The sequence below is a fragment of the Paenibacillus baimaensis genome (assembly GCF_025567575.1).
This window is the reverse complement of sequence record NZ_JAOQIO010000007.1, coordinates 436,691-453,190: the sequence shown is the minus strand read 5'-3', so window position 1 is coordinate 453,190 and position 16,500 is coordinate 436,691. Positions and strand designations below refer to the sequence as shown.

Below are 16,500 nucleotides of genomic sequence, written 5' to 3'. Positions count from 1 at the left end.
GCTTATTTAACAACCAACACTGGAATTTTGGCATGCTGCACGACATTGTGACTCACGCTGCCCAGAATAAACTCACTAATTGCATTCAGGCCTCTGCTGCCGATAACAATCAGATCAGCATGAACCTCATCGGCATATTCAAGAATAGTTTGGGCGGGGCTGCCTTGCCGAATTTCAATATGCGTATTATCGGGGTTAAGCAGCGATTTTTGAATTTGGGCAACGATTTGTTCAGAATAATCGCTATTGATTTCCACGGGTGGAATGTAAACCGCTTCACCTACAACGTATTTAGGAATATTGATGACGTGTATGATTTCCAGGTGGGAAAAATGATTAAGCTTGGCCAGCTTTATCGCGGAATCCAGTGCTTTTTCGGAAATTTCAGAGCCGTCATAGGCAACAACAATTTTTGAATAGATCATCGAAATCACTCCTTATGTAGTTGATTTGTATATTTTAACATGATGACATGTAAGCAGGTATGATAAATATCACAGAGAAATAAAAAAGAGCCTTCCACATGGAAGCTCTCTACTTACAGGTATCAGGACGGAATATTCATCGCCGTCTGGATGTTTTGCAAATCCAACTGAATTTGCTCATTAACTTGATAAGGGTGGTATAAACCGCGTTTCATCATGTAGTTCATGATCTGCTCATGGGAGTCAATGGCTTCTTCCAGCTGTCTAGACAACACAGTCTTGATTTCAGGTGTAACGCATTCCGTGACGGCCATGGCGTAATTTCTTACGCCACTCTTGGCGTTATTTAGGAAATCCATTGCAATAACTTCATCCGTTAGAGTGTTCGTTCCCGTAATATATTCTATGATTGGGTTCATAATTTCATCTCCTATCCTATCACTTTAGACAGCAGACCGCCGAGTTCCTGAAGCTGCTTAGTCGATACCTGCACGTCTTGTTGTAATATTTGTTTCAGCTCCGGGTCTGATACCAGAGCTTGCATCGTTTTGGACTTGGTCATGCAGACCGTTTTGAATGCGGTCAATTCATGAACCTCCATTGTCTCGTGTAAAGCATAGGTCGAGTTCATATGGCTGCTGCCTCCCTTATCAAATGAGTGTTCACGGCTTGAGAATGACTTTAATGCAATTATCCGTCTTCGTGTCAAACACTTCATATCCGTGCTTGGCTTCACTTAGTGGAATAACATGCGTCACGATATCGCCGGGATTGACTTTACCTGACGTAATCAATTCGTACATATACGGCATGTAGTGAACGACCGGGGCTTGTCCAGAGCGTATGTTGACGTTACGCTGCATAATATCACCGAGCGGGAATCCGTTATAACGTCCACCGTACACGCCTGTGATCTGGATCGTTCCACATTTACGAACAGCTTGAGAAGCAATGATGATCGCACTCATGGTTCCACCCTGCAGCTTCAGTCCACTGGCGAGAAACTCAAGATCGCTCATTTTTCCGTCCATCCCTACAGCGTCAATGACTACATCGGCTCCGCCTTTGGTCATTTCCTTGAGATAGCTGCCGATATTCGGCTCTTGCTCGAAATTAACAATCTCTACATGGTTCGTTTTCTTAGCATGCTGCAGGCGGTAATCCACGTAATCGACCGCAATCACTCGCTTTGCGCCTTTCAACCAGCAAAACTTTTGAGCTAGAAGCCCTACTGGACCACAGCCAAGTACGATCACCGTATCGCCCTGTTTTACCCCGGCGTTATCGACGCTCCAGAATGCCGTTGTCATCGCATCAGCGATCAAACAAAGCTTTTCATCCGGTTCCTCACAGCTTTTTGGAATCTTAAAGTGGGTGAAATTAGCGAAGGGTACGCGTAAATATTCGGCTTGTCCGCCTGGATATCCGCCAGTTGTTCCAGAATAACCAAAATAAGCACCCATATCGCCATTCTCATTTGAATTGTCACATTGGCTTTCCAACTGATTTTTGCAATAAAAGCATTCACCACAAGCGATGTTGAATGGTATGATAACCCGGTCGCCCTTTTTTAGCTTTGTGACAGCAGGACCAACCTCTTCGACGATCCCCATAGGCTCATGCCCGATGACATAATTCTCCTGCAGGTTGGGAATCATCCCGTGGATAAGGTGGAGATCAGACCCGCAAATCGCTGTACTGGTCGTTCTAATGATCATATCATCAGGTTTCTCGATCTTAGGATCGGGAACCTCTTTCACAATTACATTTTTGATACCTTGATAAGTTACAGCTTTCATGCATGATTTCCCCCAATGTGTTCATCTGGCGTCCGGTCGAACATCCCTTTGCGCGACGTATCACCTTGAAATAATTTCATTTGCCCAATCATGACAGTATTATTCGCCGAAAGCTGGTCTAACTGATACTGTTCATTCAACTCGTAGGGATGAAACCATTTCTTGCGGATCATGAGTTCGGTAATTTCCTGATGCAAGGCGATACCTTGCTTTAGTTGGCTGCGCAGTAATACTCTAACATCTGGAGTAACCGTTTCCGTCAGGGCAATCGCTGTATTCCTTACGCCCTCCTTGGCACGCATGAGGAAGTCCGTGGCAAAGGTCATATCCGCCATTTCCGGCATATTTAACGCGTTAATAGGATCTTGATAATCGTTATTCATTGAGTTCACACCTTCAGTTCAGTATGGGAGTGGGTCGACTTTGTGGGATGGGCGCTTGGAAAGGAACTCTTGCATAGACAGCTTGAAGATCGGCAATCGCTTGGGTGGATTGCTGTACATCTTTTTGCATTAAAGCTTTGAGTTCTTGGTCGAACACGAGACCTTGCATCAGTTTAGACTTGGCGAGGCAGAGCGTTTTGAAGTTAAGCGCTTCGTGAAGCTCCATGGATTCATGCGGTGCTAGTGTTTGATTATGCATGGAGAAATCATCACCTCCTATTTTTTTTCAACAATAGCATTTCCCAACACTTTCGGTTTATGCAGAAATAAGAAAAGCCGGAGGCTGAGCCCCCGGTTACCGGTTATGCTTGAGATGTATAATCTTTGTGCTTTATTTTTGATCTGGAAGATTCAACGCATTTGCTGAAGTCTGTGCTTGATCTAGAAACTCTTCGGCTTGAGACATTTGTTGTCTAATTTCTTCCAAAGCTTGCGAGTTAGTCGACAATTCAGTTTGATTGATCGAATCAAGTGCTTGAGTTAAAGCCGTTTTCACTTCAGATACTGCGTTTGCTCCATGCTGCTCTAAAGCATTTACGTTAGAATTCAATGCACCTTCCGCTGGTTGGCTTGCTGCTTTAGTTGACAAATCAATTTTATCTTCATTAGGCAAGTTTATGTCCTCCCGATATTGATTTGTGCTCATTTAGTTTAAAACACTCAATTAATATGAGAAAGAGGTTCCGCTTTTATTCCCATTGAAGTACTTTGATCTGTGGATAGAGAAGGGGCTGCTGCTTGCGGACTTGTAAACTGATTCTCGCTTTTGGCAATAACGACCGTTGCTACACTGTTGCCGATCAGATTCGTGATTGCACGGGCCTCAGACATGAAGCGGTCAACGCCGAGCAGCAGAGCCATACCTTCGATTGGAATCACATTACCCGGTACAGCGGCCAAAGTAGCGGCCAAAGTAATGAAGCCTGATCCGGTAACACCTGCTGCGCCTTTGGAGGTCAGCATCAGGACGCCAAGCACGGTTAAAATTTGAATCCAGGTTAATTCGATTCCATAAGCCTGAGCGATAAACAATGCAGCCATAGACAGATAAATCGATGTTCCATCCAAATTGAAAGAGTAGCCGGTAGGAACAACAAGACCTACTACCGATTTGGAGCAGCCATATTGCTCCAGACGCTGCATCAAACGCGGGAGTGCCGATTCGGAAGAGGAAGTACCAAGTACGAGCAAAATTTCCTCTTTAATAAATTTCAATAAATTGAATAAGCTAAAGCCATAAATTCGGGCAATCGTTCCTAGAACAACTACGATAAACAGAAACATAGTGATGTAAACCGAACCCATCATTTTGCCTAACGAGAACAAGGAACCGAGACCGAATTTACCGATTGTATAAGCCATAGCGCCACCAGCAGCAATAGGGGAGAAGCGCATGATCAAACTGACTAGACGGAAAAAGATTTCATTCATTTTTTCAAAAAACACAGTTACCGGCTTTGCTTTCTCGCCTAATCCGGCCATGGACAACCCGAACAGAACCGCGAAGAACAAGACAGGAAGCATCTCACCTTTAGCTAATGCACCGACTGCACTGTCTGGAATGACACTAACGAGAAAATCCATAAATCCGTGCGGAGTTTCTGCAGCTTGTTTCGTAAACTTAGCGACTTCTGCAGCGCTTTTTCCGACTTTACTAATATCCATACCAGATCCTGGGCTGACCAAATACATCACTGCGATGCCGATAGCCATTGCGAAGGTTGTAATAATCTCAAAGTAAAGTAATGCCTTGCCTCCAATCCGGCCTATTTTTTTCATATCGCCCATATTGGCGAAGCCGATGACAATCGTGAAAAATACGATAGGGGCAATGACCATTTTAATCATTTTGACAAAAATATCTCCGAGTACCTTCAATTCGACGCCTGTGGCGGGGAAAAATTGCCCTATTAGTATACCAATTACGATGGCACATAAAACCTGGACCGTAAGGTTTTTAAAATTAATTCTCATGGAATTACGCCTCTTTTCTCTTAAGGGGTTAATTGGTAAGGTTTCGCCGTTGTTGTTGAAGAATCAGGACGGACCGTTTTGCGGGCTACACCGCTTTCATATGCGGCTTGAATGACGGCATCACGAACGCGCTCGACGACGGTTTGATTGAACACACTTGGAATGATGTAATATTCGTTCAATTCCTCATCCGTGACGACCGAGGCAATCGCTTTCGCAGCAGCAAGCTTCATTTCCTCCGTAACCCGGGAAGCCCGACAGTCCAGCACACCACGGAATATACCGGGAAAGCACAGCACGTTATTGATTTGGTTCGGATAGTCGGAGCGACCGGTAGCCATAATTCTGACGTAAGGCTCTGCCTCCTCCGGTAAAATTTCCGGTGTTGGATTCGCCATCGCGAAGATGATGGGGTCAGCTGCCATGCGCTGTATATCCTCGACCTTGAGAACCCCAGGCCCCGATACGCCAATGAATACATCCGCACCGCGGATTACTTCTGATAGTGAACCGCTAAGCCGTTCGGGGTTCGTATGCTCGGCATACCACTGCCAGGCTTCATTCTCGTAAACCTCGCCCTTAACGATAGCACCGGCACGATCAACACCGATAAGATTGCGAACACCGGCGGCCAGCAGCATTTTGGAGCAGGCGGTTCCGGCAGCTCCGATACCGCAGATGACAACCTTGCAATCCTCCAGCCGTTTGCCTATCAGCTTGACGGCATTGAGCAGTCCTGCCAGCAGAACGACTGCGGTGCCATGCTGATCGTCGTGAAATACGGGAATGTCGAGTTCTTCAATAAGTCGACGCTCGATTTCAAAACAGCGCGGGGATGAGATATCCTCCAGATTAATGCCACCAAACGATGGTGCAATCGCTTTCACGATCTGGATAATTTCTTCCGTGTCTTGAGTATCCAGACAGATAGGGAAAGCGTCGACGCCGGCAAATTGTTTGAACAGCACTGCTTTACCTTCCATAACCGGCATCGCTGCTTCTGGTCCGATGTTGCCCAAGCCGAGCACTGCAGACCCGTCAGATACGACCGCGATCGTATTGCGCTTGATCGTCAGAGAGTGGGCGCGGGATTTTTTCTCGTGTATGGCCATACAGATTTTGGCTACACCCGGCGTGTATACCCGGGACAAATCATCACGGTTTTTAATCGGTGTCTTGGGAGTCATTTCGATCTTGCCACCGATGTGCAGCAAAAAGGTTTGATCGGACACATGGACAACTTTAACGCCTGTAACGGCGCCAACCGCCTGCACGATGAGCTCTGTATGTTTGTGATCGGACACATTGACTGTAATATCACGGATGGTCGTTGTTTTATCCGAGCGATTGACGTCGATGGCGATAATGTCGCCTCCGGCGTCGCTGATGGCGGTTGCAATCTGACCGAAAGACGCGGTTTCCTTATTCATCTCCAGCCGTAAAATAATGCTTGTGGTTGCCCCTGAAGGTATAGACATTAGTTCCAGTCACATCCTCTGTTGTTGTTGTGGCTTTATGATATCGCTTACAAAAAGATTTGTGAATCATTTGACCATATTGGTGGTTTTGGTCTTTTTGGTCACCAAAAAGAGCAGCGGACAACCCCATGGGCATCCTGCTGCTCTGCGTCTGACTGGTATGTTTGTCGGAGGACTTAACGTTTCAATCCGGATAAAATGTATTTGTTGACCGGGCGGCCTAGTCCATACTGAAGATCAAGATGAACCTTGCCGCTCTTTTCCAAGTATTCGAGATATCGTCGAGCAGTAACCCGGGCGATTCCTACACCTTCAGCGACTTCTTCAGCGGACAAGGGCCGAGACCGTTCATTCAAAAATAGAACAATCTGGCGCAGCGTAACAGCTTGCAGTCCCTTCGGAAGCAGAGCGGAGGTGGCGTCTTGGTGCTGTACAGGATCACTGGCCGTACTACCTCGTCCATAGGTTCCGAACAGCAGCCGATCGAGCTCACTCTGAGATACGGTCGTTTCGGCCTCGAATTGTTCCTTCATCACGCGGTAATGCTCCAACGCTTGCTTGACCCTATCAAATTTAAACGGTTTGATGATGTAGTCCACAGCTCCATTTTGCAGCATGCGTTGAATCGTCCGCTGATCGTTGGCCGCGCTGATGACAATGACGTCTACGGACAGCTGCTCCTTGCGAATTTGCGCCAGTGTCTCGATGCCATCCTGCAGGGGCATGAAAATATCAAGGATCACAAGGTCCGGCTGCAGCGCACGAAGCTGTTCAATCCCTTCCAATCCTGAGCCTGCAACACCGGTAACCCGGAAACCATCGACTCGTTCCACAAACTGCCGATTGACCTCCTGCACCATCAGGTCGTCCTCAATAAGCAGCACCTTCATGATCCTTTGACTCATCGCGTATGACGCCTCCTTTACTTATTTAGCTTGTAAGCACTTCCTAGCCAACGCCTGGCACGTTGGTTTCCTGAGACAATCGCATAGGAAAAGAGATAAAGATCGAGGTGCCCTCAGCCGGTTTTGAGTCGACTACGATACTGCCGTCCCCTTTACGAACGATGCTTGCAATTAAATAAAGGCCGATTCCTCTGCCGCCCGACCCTTTGGTCGTAAAGCCCTGTTCAAAAATTTTCTCCTGAATAGCGCTATCGATGCCGCAGCCGTTATCCTCAACTAAAATCGACAGCACCTCTTCATCCTGCTCAATGCTGAGGAAAATCCGTTTGTCCGCTCGGATGCCTCCCAGCGCATCAAAGGCGTTTTCTACCAAATTGCCGATCAGGATCACGAAATCATGATCATCGATTCGTTCTGGCAAATGCTCCAGATGGCTCTGCCGATCTATTTCAAGCGTAATGCCCAGCTCTTTACCGCGGCTGATTTTGCCTAGCAGCAAGCCTGTCAAACTATCGTTCTTGATCCGCTGAGTCAAATATTGAGTCAGTTCGACCTGCTGCTCTGTAATCTCGAAAATATAATCCAAGGCTCTATCCGTACTGCCAAGCTGGATTAAACCACCTATGGTGTGCAGCTTATTCATGTATTCGTGATTTTGGACACGCAGCGCATCGACAAAAGTCCGGACGCCTGTCAACTCCTCCGCCATCTGCGCAACCTCGGTCCGATCTCGGAATATGGCAACTGCCCCAACGGTTTGTCCTTTGACGGTAATGGGGACACGGTTGCTCATAATGACTGCGTGACCGATCTGAAGCTCTTTATTATATATAGGCTGGTTCAGTACCAGAATTTCCGGAAGCCTTGTGTCGGGGACGACCTCGCGGATCATCCGTCCGATAACTTCGCCTTGAATGTTCAGCATTTGTTTGGCCGGATCATTACAAATGGTAATGCGTTCATGTTTATCGATAGCAATAACCCCTTCATGCATGGCGTGAAAGGTTGCGGTTCGTTCGGTTAAAAGCTGAGCGATTTCATGAGGCTCCAGCTCGAACATTTGCTTTTTGATATGCTGCGCCAGCAGCCAGGAGCCCCAAATACCAAACACCAGAGAGATGAGCAGAATCAGATAAGCCTGACCGCTCAGTTCCAGCAGCACCTGACCCACACTCGGCAGCAGCTGTCCGACGAGCACAACGCCGACCTGTGTATGCTCATCGGTATTCATAACCGGCACGAATGCCCTCAGCGCGGTGCCCAGCTCTCCTTTGGCTCTCGCTATGTACGTATGCTCGGCAAAGGCAGGTCCTTCATCGCTCCCTTTGGAATAGGTTCCGATATTGCTTTCAACCGGATGCGTCAGCCGCAGTCGGTTCATATCCATCACCACAATGTAGGTCACATCGTTAATAATCCGTATCCGCTCGGCCGCTGCCTGCATCGATGTATCATTCTGTTGGGGACTCGATAGACGGCTCGCTACCTCGGGCATTTGCGCGACGGTACGGGCTGTGACGAGCAGACGCCGTCCGAGCTCGTCTTCTTTAAGACTGATGATCGAGCCAACGAGAATGGTCCCGCCGATCAGCAGGGAGAAGACCACGATGCCGAACGATAGAAAGGCGATTTTCCAGTTAATTTTCAAACGCTGCAGCATCGTCCGGCACCCCTACAATTTCGTATCAACTACCCCCATACAATAAATGTTTTTAAGGGCTATAGCAAGAATAATGCTGGATGATCTCTTGTACATAACGAATGATTTGATTTTTGTATACCAATGAATACAATAGAGAGGAAGACAAGCAGCCCGGAAAGCAGGTACAGGGATGAGATCGGTTACAGGAATCATAGTTATTGTTGTATTGGGCCTGACGGCTGCATGGTTGATCGGTTTTTACCCGACCTTATTTGCGGGGCCTTCTGTCTATGATGACGAGCAGGTCGGATTTGACCGGCAGATCGTGATTAAATTCAGTCATGTCGTAGCGGAGAATACGCCTAAAGGTCTGGCTGCACAGGAGTTTGCCCGGCTGGTCAAAAAAAAGACGCATAATCGGGTCAAGATCGAAGTATACCCGAATAGCGTCTTATATACGGAAATTGATGAGATTAAGGCTTTGCAGGAGGGGCATGTCCAAATGATCGCGCCGTCCTTCCCGAATTTATCCGTGCTTCAGCCCGGATGGATGGCGCTTGATTTGCCCTACGCTTTTTTGACTCATGAAGCCGTGCAAGAAGCTTTTAACGGTAAAATTGGACATGTGTTATTCAACCAGCTGGAGCAGGTTAATATGGTTGGCATGGCCTATTGGGGTAATGGTTTTAAGCAGATGACGAGCAATCAGCGGCCTCTTGTGCATCCATCCGATTTTAAAGGACTGCATTTCCGGACGATGCGAAGCAAATTGCTTGATGCCGAATTTCGTCTGTTTGATGTCAAAACCACCCAAATGCCGTTTAACGACGTCTACAAAGCGATGGAAAATGGAACTGTAGACGGGGGCGAAAACTCAATCTCAAATATATATTCCAAGCGATTTTTCCAGGTTCAGCAGTACATGACGATCAGTGATCATGGTTACCTTGGCTACGCTGTTTTGATGAATAAAACCTTCTGGCACAAGCTATCGCCCGATTTGCAAGCAGCGCTTCGCGAGGCCATGTCGGAAGCGACAGTATGGGGAAATAAAATGGCTTATCAACTCAATGAAAAGCAGCTTGAGGATATAAGGAAAGAATCGAATATCCAGATTTATACACTGAGTCCGGCGGAACGGGCTGAATGGAGACGCGCCTGGGAACCGATCTATTCACAATATGAAGCTGTAATAGGACGGGAATTAATTGATGAAATTCGACGTCTTCAGCAGAAGTACGGTCCATAGGGGGACAGTATGTCAGTGTTCTAGCAAACCCCAAAATAGCAATCCATAAGAAATAAGATCCCGTTTACAATGCTATAATGTGAATGCGAGTATAACCTGCATGCTCGGGCTTGGGCTTTACACATGCAGAAAAATTTAACTTTGGGGTGAGCGATTATGGGAGTTAAGGCAGATAAAATTTTTGTTAATTTACCTGTTAAAGATCTGAATAAATCCGTCGATTTTTTTACTAAAGTGGGATTTGAATTCGACGCCCAATTTACCGATGAAAATGCAACGTGTATGGTCGTCAATGAGCACATATTCGTCATGCTGTTGGTTGAAGATTTTTTTAAAACCTTTACGAATAAAGAAATTTCCGATGCAGCAAAAAGCACAGAGGTTATTGTAGCGTTATCTGTTGACAGTAAGGAGCAAGTGGATGAAATTGTCAACAGAGCTCTAAATTCTGGAGGACAACCTTCCAAGGAACCGATGGACCAAGGCTTTATGTATGGATGGAGCTTCCAGGATATCGACGGTCATCTGTGGGAAGTTTTTCATATGGATGCCAACGCAATCGCTCAAGGATAAGAGCGTCCATGCAAGCCTTAACCAACTGTCCTGCCTGCAACCGCAGAGGGCAGTTTTTGACTTTTCTATTCATTTGAAAACAGTCGTGATATATTATTATAAAATAAATCCCATCAAATCTGGAGGCACACAGCATGAACAAGGAAACATTTGTAGCTTGGCTTGAGGAAAAAATCCAACGCATTAACGATACACCGGTTAGCCTGCTCGAAACGAAGGAAAAGCAGCATTACCTGTTAGGCAGCTTGAGAACGCTAGAATTAATAAAAGAAAAAATGGTTAACGGTGATTTTGATAACGAGTAGATTCAGTAGTGGATATCTGCGACTTTTCAACTATTAGTAGGCATCGACGAAAGAGCAGACGAATAATAGCTATTCGGTCTGCCCTGCGCCTTTCATGTATATGATTATTGATTACCGCCTTCATGGCCATGATGATGACCGCTGGAGTGCTCACCCATATGGCCTCCCACATGACCGCCTACGCCATGACTGCCAAATTGGCTGTCTGCATGAACGCCTGCCTCATGGTTTCCCCAATGACCGCCAGCATGGACACCCACTCCATGACCACCAAAATGACTGCCAGCATGGATACCAGCACCATGACCGCCCAGATGACCACCGGCATGCACACCTACTCCATGACCGTTAGTACCATGACCCAAATGAGTGCCAGCATGAACACCGGCACCAAGGTTACCCAGGTGACCACCTGCTTGAACGCCAACACCTTGGCTGCCAAAATGAGTGCCAGCATGAACACCCGTACCATAGCCAGCGAGATGCCCACCAGCATGCACACCAAGGCCATGACTGCCAAAATTACTACCGGCATGAACACCGACGCCATGACCGCCCAAATGACCACCCGCTTGAAAACCCACGCCATGCGGGCCATAATAGCCTCCAGCTTGAGGGTGTACCCCGTAGAACTGCTGCGAGAAGGCAGGGGGATAATTCAAATTCGGATATTGTCCCTGTGCGTACATATGGGGAATTCCCGGATAGGGCATGGTTTGCTGCTCTGGTTCCCGGAATGAGGCTGGTTGTGCCGCATTCACAGGCACTACTTCCTGCACATACATGGTTGTGCAATGCATTTTATCCAGACGAGGGATATAGGAAGTGCTTCCCGGAGCAATATCATTAGGATTTTGAATATGTGGGTTCATGGCTTCAAGAATGGGCTGAGGGACATTATACATCTGCGCAATTTGCTCCATGCTTTCTCCTTCTTGGCTAAGATGCTGAGCATAATAGTTGCCGTCCCGGTCATCTTCTCCTCTGAAAAAGGGAAAGGAAAAAGATGAAAGAGAGAAAAAAGGGAACAATCGAACACGAGGATCTGGTCGGTTATAGGATGGCTGCCCAACAAACCCTCCTCGAAAACCACCAAGACTTTCCAATCCACCGAAACCTCCCAATCCAAAAGCACGATCATCCATAATGTTAACCTCCGCTTATGATAATATAGTCATTTGTCCCTATTGTATGGGCAAATGTCATAATCGGTTCATAATAAATTGTGAAAATATTGGAGCGTCCTAAGCTTTACCGTTGCTGCCAAAAAGCCTGATTTTATTTCTGATGATATTTTTCATTGCATCACGCGCCGACCCCTGATATTTTCTTGGATCCGTGATTTCGCTGTCCGATTGAAGAAATTCACGTACTGCCGCGGTGTAGGCAACCAGATTTTCCGTATTAACATTGATTTTACCAATACCGGAACGAATAGCATCAACAATCTGTTGATCTGGAATACCTGATCCCCCGTGAAGCACAACCGATACATCAATAGCTTCCGCAACGGTGCGAATATTATCACAGCGAATCCTTGGCTCTTTTTTATACATCCCATGTGCAGAGCCTACGGCCATTGCCATGGCATCGACTCGGGTTTCTTTCCAGAAATAGATCGCTTCATCGGGCTTGGCCAGCAGGGCATCCTCCTCAGATACCGTATGATCGTCTTCCGTACCACCGATAGAGCCCAATTCAGCTTCGACAGATACGCCAACCGCATGTGCCGCCTCTACGACCTTTTGGGTCATGCGGATGTTTTCCTCCAAATCGTATTTGGACCCATCAAACATCACAGAGCTAAAACCAGCATGGATGCATTTCATCGCGACTTCAAAGCTGCTGCCGTGATCCAGATGCAGAGCCACGGGAACACTTACCTGACGGGCTGCATTTTGCGCAATAGATACTACATTTTCAAGACCCATATAGCGAATACCCAGTTCACCCACACCAAATATAACCGGTGATTGTTCTTCTTCGGCTACTTCCGCTATCGTATGCGCGAATTCCAAGGTAATCAGGTTAAACTGCCCGACGGCAAACTTTTGTCCTTTAGCTTTCGGTAAGAAGTGAGTCATAGGTACAAGATTAGTCATAGGATGATTCCTCCGTTGATTTAATATCAGCTCGATATAACTTATGTTCGAAAAACAGTTGCTTTGATAAAATGGTAATATGATGATCATTTGTCTACCAAAAAATATCACATCCTGATCGAAATTTTGATTAAATATGCAATTTCAACTCAATAATAATTCAAATGTTCAAATTTAGCAACAAAATAATGAAAAAATAGCGTTTAAAATATCAAAAATTATCAAAATAAGAGCATTTACATATCATGTTTGTATCGTTTACAATTGAACAATGATAAGTGAAGTGATCATGTCCAATAAAGAAATACCAATACAATGGCAAAGAAGAGGTTGAATGGCAATGATTATTAAGAAAAGACATAATCAAATACTTGAAATGATGAAAATACACAAAACCTTGAGTATTGCCGAGATCGCCGAGAAACTGCAAATATCGGAAATTACGGCTCGCCGGGATCTGGAATTTCTCGATAACAATACGAACCTGCTAGTAAGAATCCGCGGTGGCGCTCAGTGGGTTGAAGAACAGCCTGAGCCGAATACAGCCTATCTGAATGATCGCTACTCCGACCGATTTGCCAAAAATCAGCAGGAAAAAATAGCGATTGGCAAATTGGCCGCGTCGCTGATCAAGGAGGATGAAACGATCATTATTGATGCCGGTTCATCAGCGATTCAACTGGCCAAGCATATTGATGGAAGAAAACGGATCACAGCAGTAGTGACGGCTATCAACGTTGCCGAGGAACTGGAGGGGAAGGAAGGTGTAGTGACGGTTATCACCGGGGGGGTGTTCCGGTCAAGCACAACGACATTAATCAGCCCTTTCATTGAGCAAAGTCTGACAAGTATATATGCTGACAAAGTGTTTATCGGAGTGGCCGGAGTTTCGTTGTCTCACGGCTTTACGGACAATGATCTTCTGGAAACCGATGTCAAAAAAATATTGGTCAACTCAGGGAGAGAAATCTATTGGCTTGTAGATTCCTCCAAGCTCGGATTTATTGCCTCCTTTCATATATCCAAAATTTTGCCTAACCATACACTGATAACGGATCAGGGAATTTCACCTCAAATGAAAGAGGATTTGGGTAAGCTATGTCGCATACTCGTCGCCGAAAGGGCGTGACTGCAGCGATTCATGTAAGGTTTGTCCAATAGTGAGAGGTGCCCGACAAAAATATTTATCTACTCTTGACCGCGAACCTCCAGACCCACTTTGAAAGTGAAATCTGGAGGTTTTGTTGTTGTACAGCCTTACAATCTAATCGCTCTTGTTGTGATAATATCGTGATAAGTATAGTCACTTATACGAAATTAATTATCATATAATATCATTAATTCATTGAATTGAACCATATGAAAAAGGAAATGAAGAAGATTAATTATTAAAAAAGCGTTTACAATTGAGGGAAATGGCTATATAATCGATTTTAAAGACAAATGTTACAAAATTATCATCCGTATCACAAATGTTCATGAAATATTGATATCATAAATTATCATTATTATCATGAAAATTAATGATCAATATTGTTTCATTTATTAGTTGAAGAGCGAGGGTGAAATCGATATGCTTCCAAACGAAAGGCATCAGGAAATTCTGGAGCTGCTAAAACAAAAGAATACGATCAGTATTACTGATTTTGCTGCTGAGCTTCAGGTATCAGAAATAACGGTGAGAAGAGATTTGGAGCTTCTGGACAATAACAACCAAATCATCCGCATTCGCGGGGGCGCCAAATTATTGGAGAACGAGAAGGTTGAGAAGGATACGAATTTTCTGAACCGGAGGTTTTATAATCAGGCAGCCATTCAAAAGCAGGAGAAAAGAGCCATCGGCAAGCTGGCTGCTTCGCTTGTTAAGGATGACGAAACGATATTGATTGACGCCGGATCGACAACCCTGTCGCTCGCCAAGCACCTGCATGGAAAAAGAGGAGTCACGGCAATCGTGACAACCGTTAACATTGCAGAGGAGTTGGAGGGAAGGGAAGGTGTTACGACCATTTTGTCGGGCGGCATTTTTCGTTCTAAAACCACTACGCTCGTCAATCCGATTATGGACCGGATGCTGATGCAGATTCATGCTGACAAGGTTTTCATCGGGGTAACAGCGGTTTCACTAACCAAAGGCTTTTCCGGAAACGATTTTCTGGAATCAGAGGTCAAGAGGCAGCTGTTGAATTCCGGTAAGCAGATTTATTGGCTGGTAGATTCTACCAAGGTCAATTCAATTAGTACGATTCATATATCACCATTTATCAAGGAGCACTTTATTATTGTCGATGATGGTATTCAGCCTAGTTCGAAAGAACAACTGGAAAAGCAGTGCCAGTTATTAATTGCAGCTCGGGAAAGGGAATCTGCAGATGAATAAAATGAATGTGGTTATCGGTCAATCAGGGGGACCTACACCTGTTATCAACGCATCGCTGCGAGGAGCAGTGGAGAAGGCATTAAAGCATGATCAGGTGGGCTCTGTTTATGGAACGCCTAACGGATTGCAAGGGATTCTGAATCATAAACTGATCCGCTTAAATGAGAAATTGCCTGAGATTTGTAAGGCATCGGAGCAGCCGGGGGCCATATTGGGCACTTCAAGGCATCCGCTGGCTGAAGAAGAATACGCCAAAATCATTGATGAGCTGGAGCGAGTGAATGCCAAGATTTTCTGCTATATTGGCGGCAATGGGTCCTCCAGAACGGTATTGGCGCTGCATCGGTATGCGAGCGCTATGGGCAAGGATATCCGATTTGTTCATGTTCCAAAAACTATCGATAATGATCTGGACGGAACGGATCATTGCCCCGGTTATGGAAGCGCATCCAAATTCCTATCCCATACGGTGCAGCTGTTTGCGGCCGATATGTTGTCCCTGCAGACGGTATCCAAGGTAGAAATTATCGAGGTCATGGGCGGGAATCGGGGATGGCTGCCTGCAGCTAGTGCATTGTTCAAGAAGCAGGAAACCGACTACCCGGATCTGGTCTATTTGCCTGACCATCCGATTGATGCTGATGCCTTTCTAGCCGACGTGGACAACACCTTCAGCAGTAAAGGACGGAGCATTATTGTCATTGTGCCGGATCACATGAAGGTGAACCATCTGGCCAAAGACCCGTATGCCACGGAGGACCCCATTCGCGGACATAATGCAGGTATCGGCTTCAGGCTGTCGCAGTACATCAATCGTCAGCTGAAAATTCCGACAAGAGTCACCGTACCGAATTCATTATTTCGAATCGCTTCGGGTTTTGTCTCCAGAGTCGATTACCAAGAATCGCTGCTGCTTGGCGACAAGGCTATTGATTATGCACTGGCCGGTTATTCCGGCGGGATGGTCACCCTGGAGCGGCAATCAAGCTCCCCTTACGTAAGCCGAGTTCAATGGGCACAACTGGACGATTTCGCAGGCAAAGAGAAAACGTTCCCAACGTCATACTGGGATGCTAGCAGACATATGCCGACACCTGCTTTTGTCGATTACCTGCTGCCACTGATTGATCAGGAGGAGCCGGGGCTGGTATTCAGCTTGAATTGAGGGTCAATGTGGAGCGGGTTAGGCTCACGTTAATTTTGAAGGGGGGTGAGCGGCTCGGTT

Annotated in this window: 19 protein-coding genes; 6 read left to right on the top strand and 13 right to left on the bottom strand. The window is 46.1% G+C overall.

Features of this window, described 5'->3' with window-relative positions:
• Window positions 1–2 precede the first annotated feature (2 nt).
• From OB236_RS03665 to OB236_RS03615, 11 genes are all read right to left on the bottom strand, one after another.
• A complete protein-coding gene (locus OB236_RS03665; RefSeq protein ID WP_262682814.1) occupies window positions 3–425 on the bottom strand; it encodes a universal stress protein in 423 nt (140 codons plus the stop codon).
• Between the two features lie 122 nt (window positions 426–547).
• On the bottom strand, window positions 548–844 hold the full coding sequence (locus OB236_RS03660; protein ID WP_262682812.1) for a spore coat protein: 297 nt from the start codon (window positions 842–844) through the stop codon (window positions 548–550).
• 11 nt (window positions 845–855) lie between these two features.
• Window positions 856–1,056 carry a hypothetical protein gene (locus OB236_RS03655; protein WP_262682811.1) on the bottom strand — a complete coding sequence of 67 codons (201 nt, stop codon included), beginning with the start codon at window positions 1,054–1,056 and terminating at the stop codon, window positions 856–858.
• A 31-nt stretch (window positions 1,057–1,087) separates the two neighbouring features.
• On the bottom strand, window positions 1,088–2,224 hold the full coding sequence (locus tag OB236_RS03650) for a zinc-dependent alcohol dehydrogenase (RefSeq protein WP_262682810.1): 1,137 nt from the start codon (window positions 2,222–2,224) through the stop codon (window positions 1,088–1,090).
• Window positions 2,221–2,607, bottom strand: a complete 387-nt coding sequence (locus tag OB236_RS03645; protein WP_262682809.1) for a spore coat protein — start codon at window positions 2,605–2,607, stop codon at window positions 2,221–2,223. Before OB236_RS03645 ends, OB236_RS03650 begins: the two co-directional genes overlap by 4 nt.
• 13 nt (window positions 2,608–2,620) lie before the next feature.
• On the bottom strand, window positions 2,621–2,866 hold the full coding sequence (locus tag OB236_RS03640) for a spore gernimation protein GerQ (RefSeq protein ID WP_262682808.1): 246 nt from the start codon (window positions 2,864–2,866) through the stop codon (window positions 2,621–2,623).
• Between the two features lie 132 nt (window positions 2,867–2,998).
• Window positions 2,999–3,280 carry a hypothetical protein gene (locus OB236_RS03635; RefSeq protein ID WP_240415247.1) on the bottom strand — a complete coding sequence of 94 codons (282 nt, stop codon included), beginning with the start codon at window positions 3,278–3,280 and terminating at the stop codon, window positions 2,999–3,001.
• A gap of 47 nt (window positions 3,281–3,327) precedes the next feature.
• On the bottom strand, window positions 3,328–4,641 hold the full coding sequence (locus OB236_RS03630; protein WP_262682804.1) for a dicarboxylate/amino acid:cation symporter: 1,314 nt from the start codon (window positions 4,639–4,641) through the stop codon (window positions 3,328–3,330).
• A 20-nt stretch (window positions 4,642–4,661) separates the two neighbouring features.
• Entirely contained in the window at window positions 4,662–6,119 is a 1,458-nt protein-coding gene (locus tag OB236_RS03625; RefSeq protein WP_262682802.1) for an NAD-dependent malic enzyme, read from the bottom strand.
• A gap of 176 nt (window positions 6,120–6,295) precedes the next feature.
• Window positions 6,296–7,024, bottom strand: a complete 729-nt coding sequence (locus OB236_RS03620) for a response regulator (protein ID WP_262682800.1) — start codon at window positions 7,022–7,024, stop codon at window positions 6,296–6,298.
• Between the two features lie 43 nt (window positions 7,025–7,067).
• The gene (locus tag OB236_RS03615) at window positions 7,068–8,684 is read right to left on the bottom strand and encodes an ATP-binding protein (RefSeq protein ID WP_262682799.1); all 1,617 of its coding nucleotides are present in this window, start codon (window positions 8,682–8,684) and stop codon (window positions 7,068–7,070) included.
• 172 nt (window positions 8,685–8,856) lie between these two features.
• On the opposite strand from OB236_RS03615, the gene OB236_RS03610 reads away from it, so the two are divergent.
• From OB236_RS03610 to OB236_RS03600, 3 genes are all read left to right on the top strand, one after another.
• Window positions 8,857–9,915, top strand: coding sequence for a DctP family TRAP transporter solute-binding subunit (locus OB236_RS03610; RefSeq protein WP_262682797.1), 1,059 nt, complete (start codon window positions 8,857–8,859; stop codon window positions 9,913–9,915).
• 156 nt (window positions 9,916–10,071) lie between these two features.
• Window positions 10,072–10,488: a VOC family protein gene (locus OB236_RS03605; protein WP_262682796.1), complete on the top strand. Its 417-nt coding sequence runs from the start codon at window positions 10,072–10,074 to the stop codon at window positions 10,486–10,488.
• 134 nt (window positions 10,489–10,622) lie between these two features.
• The gene (locus tag OB236_RS03600) at window positions 10,623–10,793 is read left to right on the top strand and encodes a hypothetical protein (RefSeq protein WP_179097418.1); all 171 of its coding nucleotides are present in this window, start codon (window positions 10,623–10,625) and stop codon (window positions 10,791–10,793) included.
• Between the two features lie 104 nt (window positions 10,794–10,897).
• Here OB236_RS03600 and OB236_RS03595 read toward each other — a convergent pair whose 3' ends face one another.
• Together OB236_RS03595 and OB236_RS03590 are read right to left on the bottom strand one after the other, a co-directional pair.
• Window positions 10,898–11,938, bottom strand: a complete 1,041-nt coding sequence (locus tag OB236_RS03595; RefSeq protein WP_262682794.1) for a LysM peptidoglycan-binding domain-containing protein — start codon at window positions 11,936–11,938, stop codon at window positions 10,898–10,900.
• A gap of 99 nt (window positions 11,939–12,037) precedes the next feature.
• Window positions 12,038–12,895, bottom strand: a complete 858-nt coding sequence (locus OB236_RS03590; RefSeq protein WP_262682792.1) for a class II fructose-bisphosphate aldolase — start codon at window positions 12,893–12,895, stop codon at window positions 12,038–12,040.
• A gap of 340 nt (window positions 12,896–13,235) precedes the next feature.
• On the opposite strand from OB236_RS03590, the gene OB236_RS03585 reads away from it, so the two are divergent.
• The 3 genes from OB236_RS03585 (at window position 13,236) to OB236_RS03575 (ending at window position 16,440) form a co-directional block, all read left to right on the top strand.
• Window positions 13,236–14,024, top strand: a complete 789-nt coding sequence (locus OB236_RS03585) for a DeoR/GlpR family DNA-binding transcription regulator (RefSeq protein WP_076229458.1) — start codon at window positions 13,236–13,238, stop codon at window positions 14,022–14,024.
• Between the two features lie 444 nt (window positions 14,025–14,468).
• A complete protein-coding gene (locus OB236_RS03580) occupies window positions 14,469–15,275 on the top strand; it encodes a DeoR/GlpR family DNA-binding transcription regulator (RefSeq protein WP_076229459.1) in 807 nt (268 codons plus the stop codon).
• Window positions 15,268–16,440 carry a diphosphate--fructose-6-phosphate 1-phosphotransferase gene (locus tag OB236_RS03575; protein ID WP_262682788.1) on the top strand — a complete coding sequence of 391 codons (1,173 nt, stop codon included), beginning with the start codon at window positions 15,268–15,270 and terminating at the stop codon, window positions 16,438–16,440. Before OB236_RS03580 ends, OB236_RS03575 begins: the two co-directional genes overlap by 8 nt.
• Window positions 16,441–16,500 lie beyond the last annotated feature (60 nt).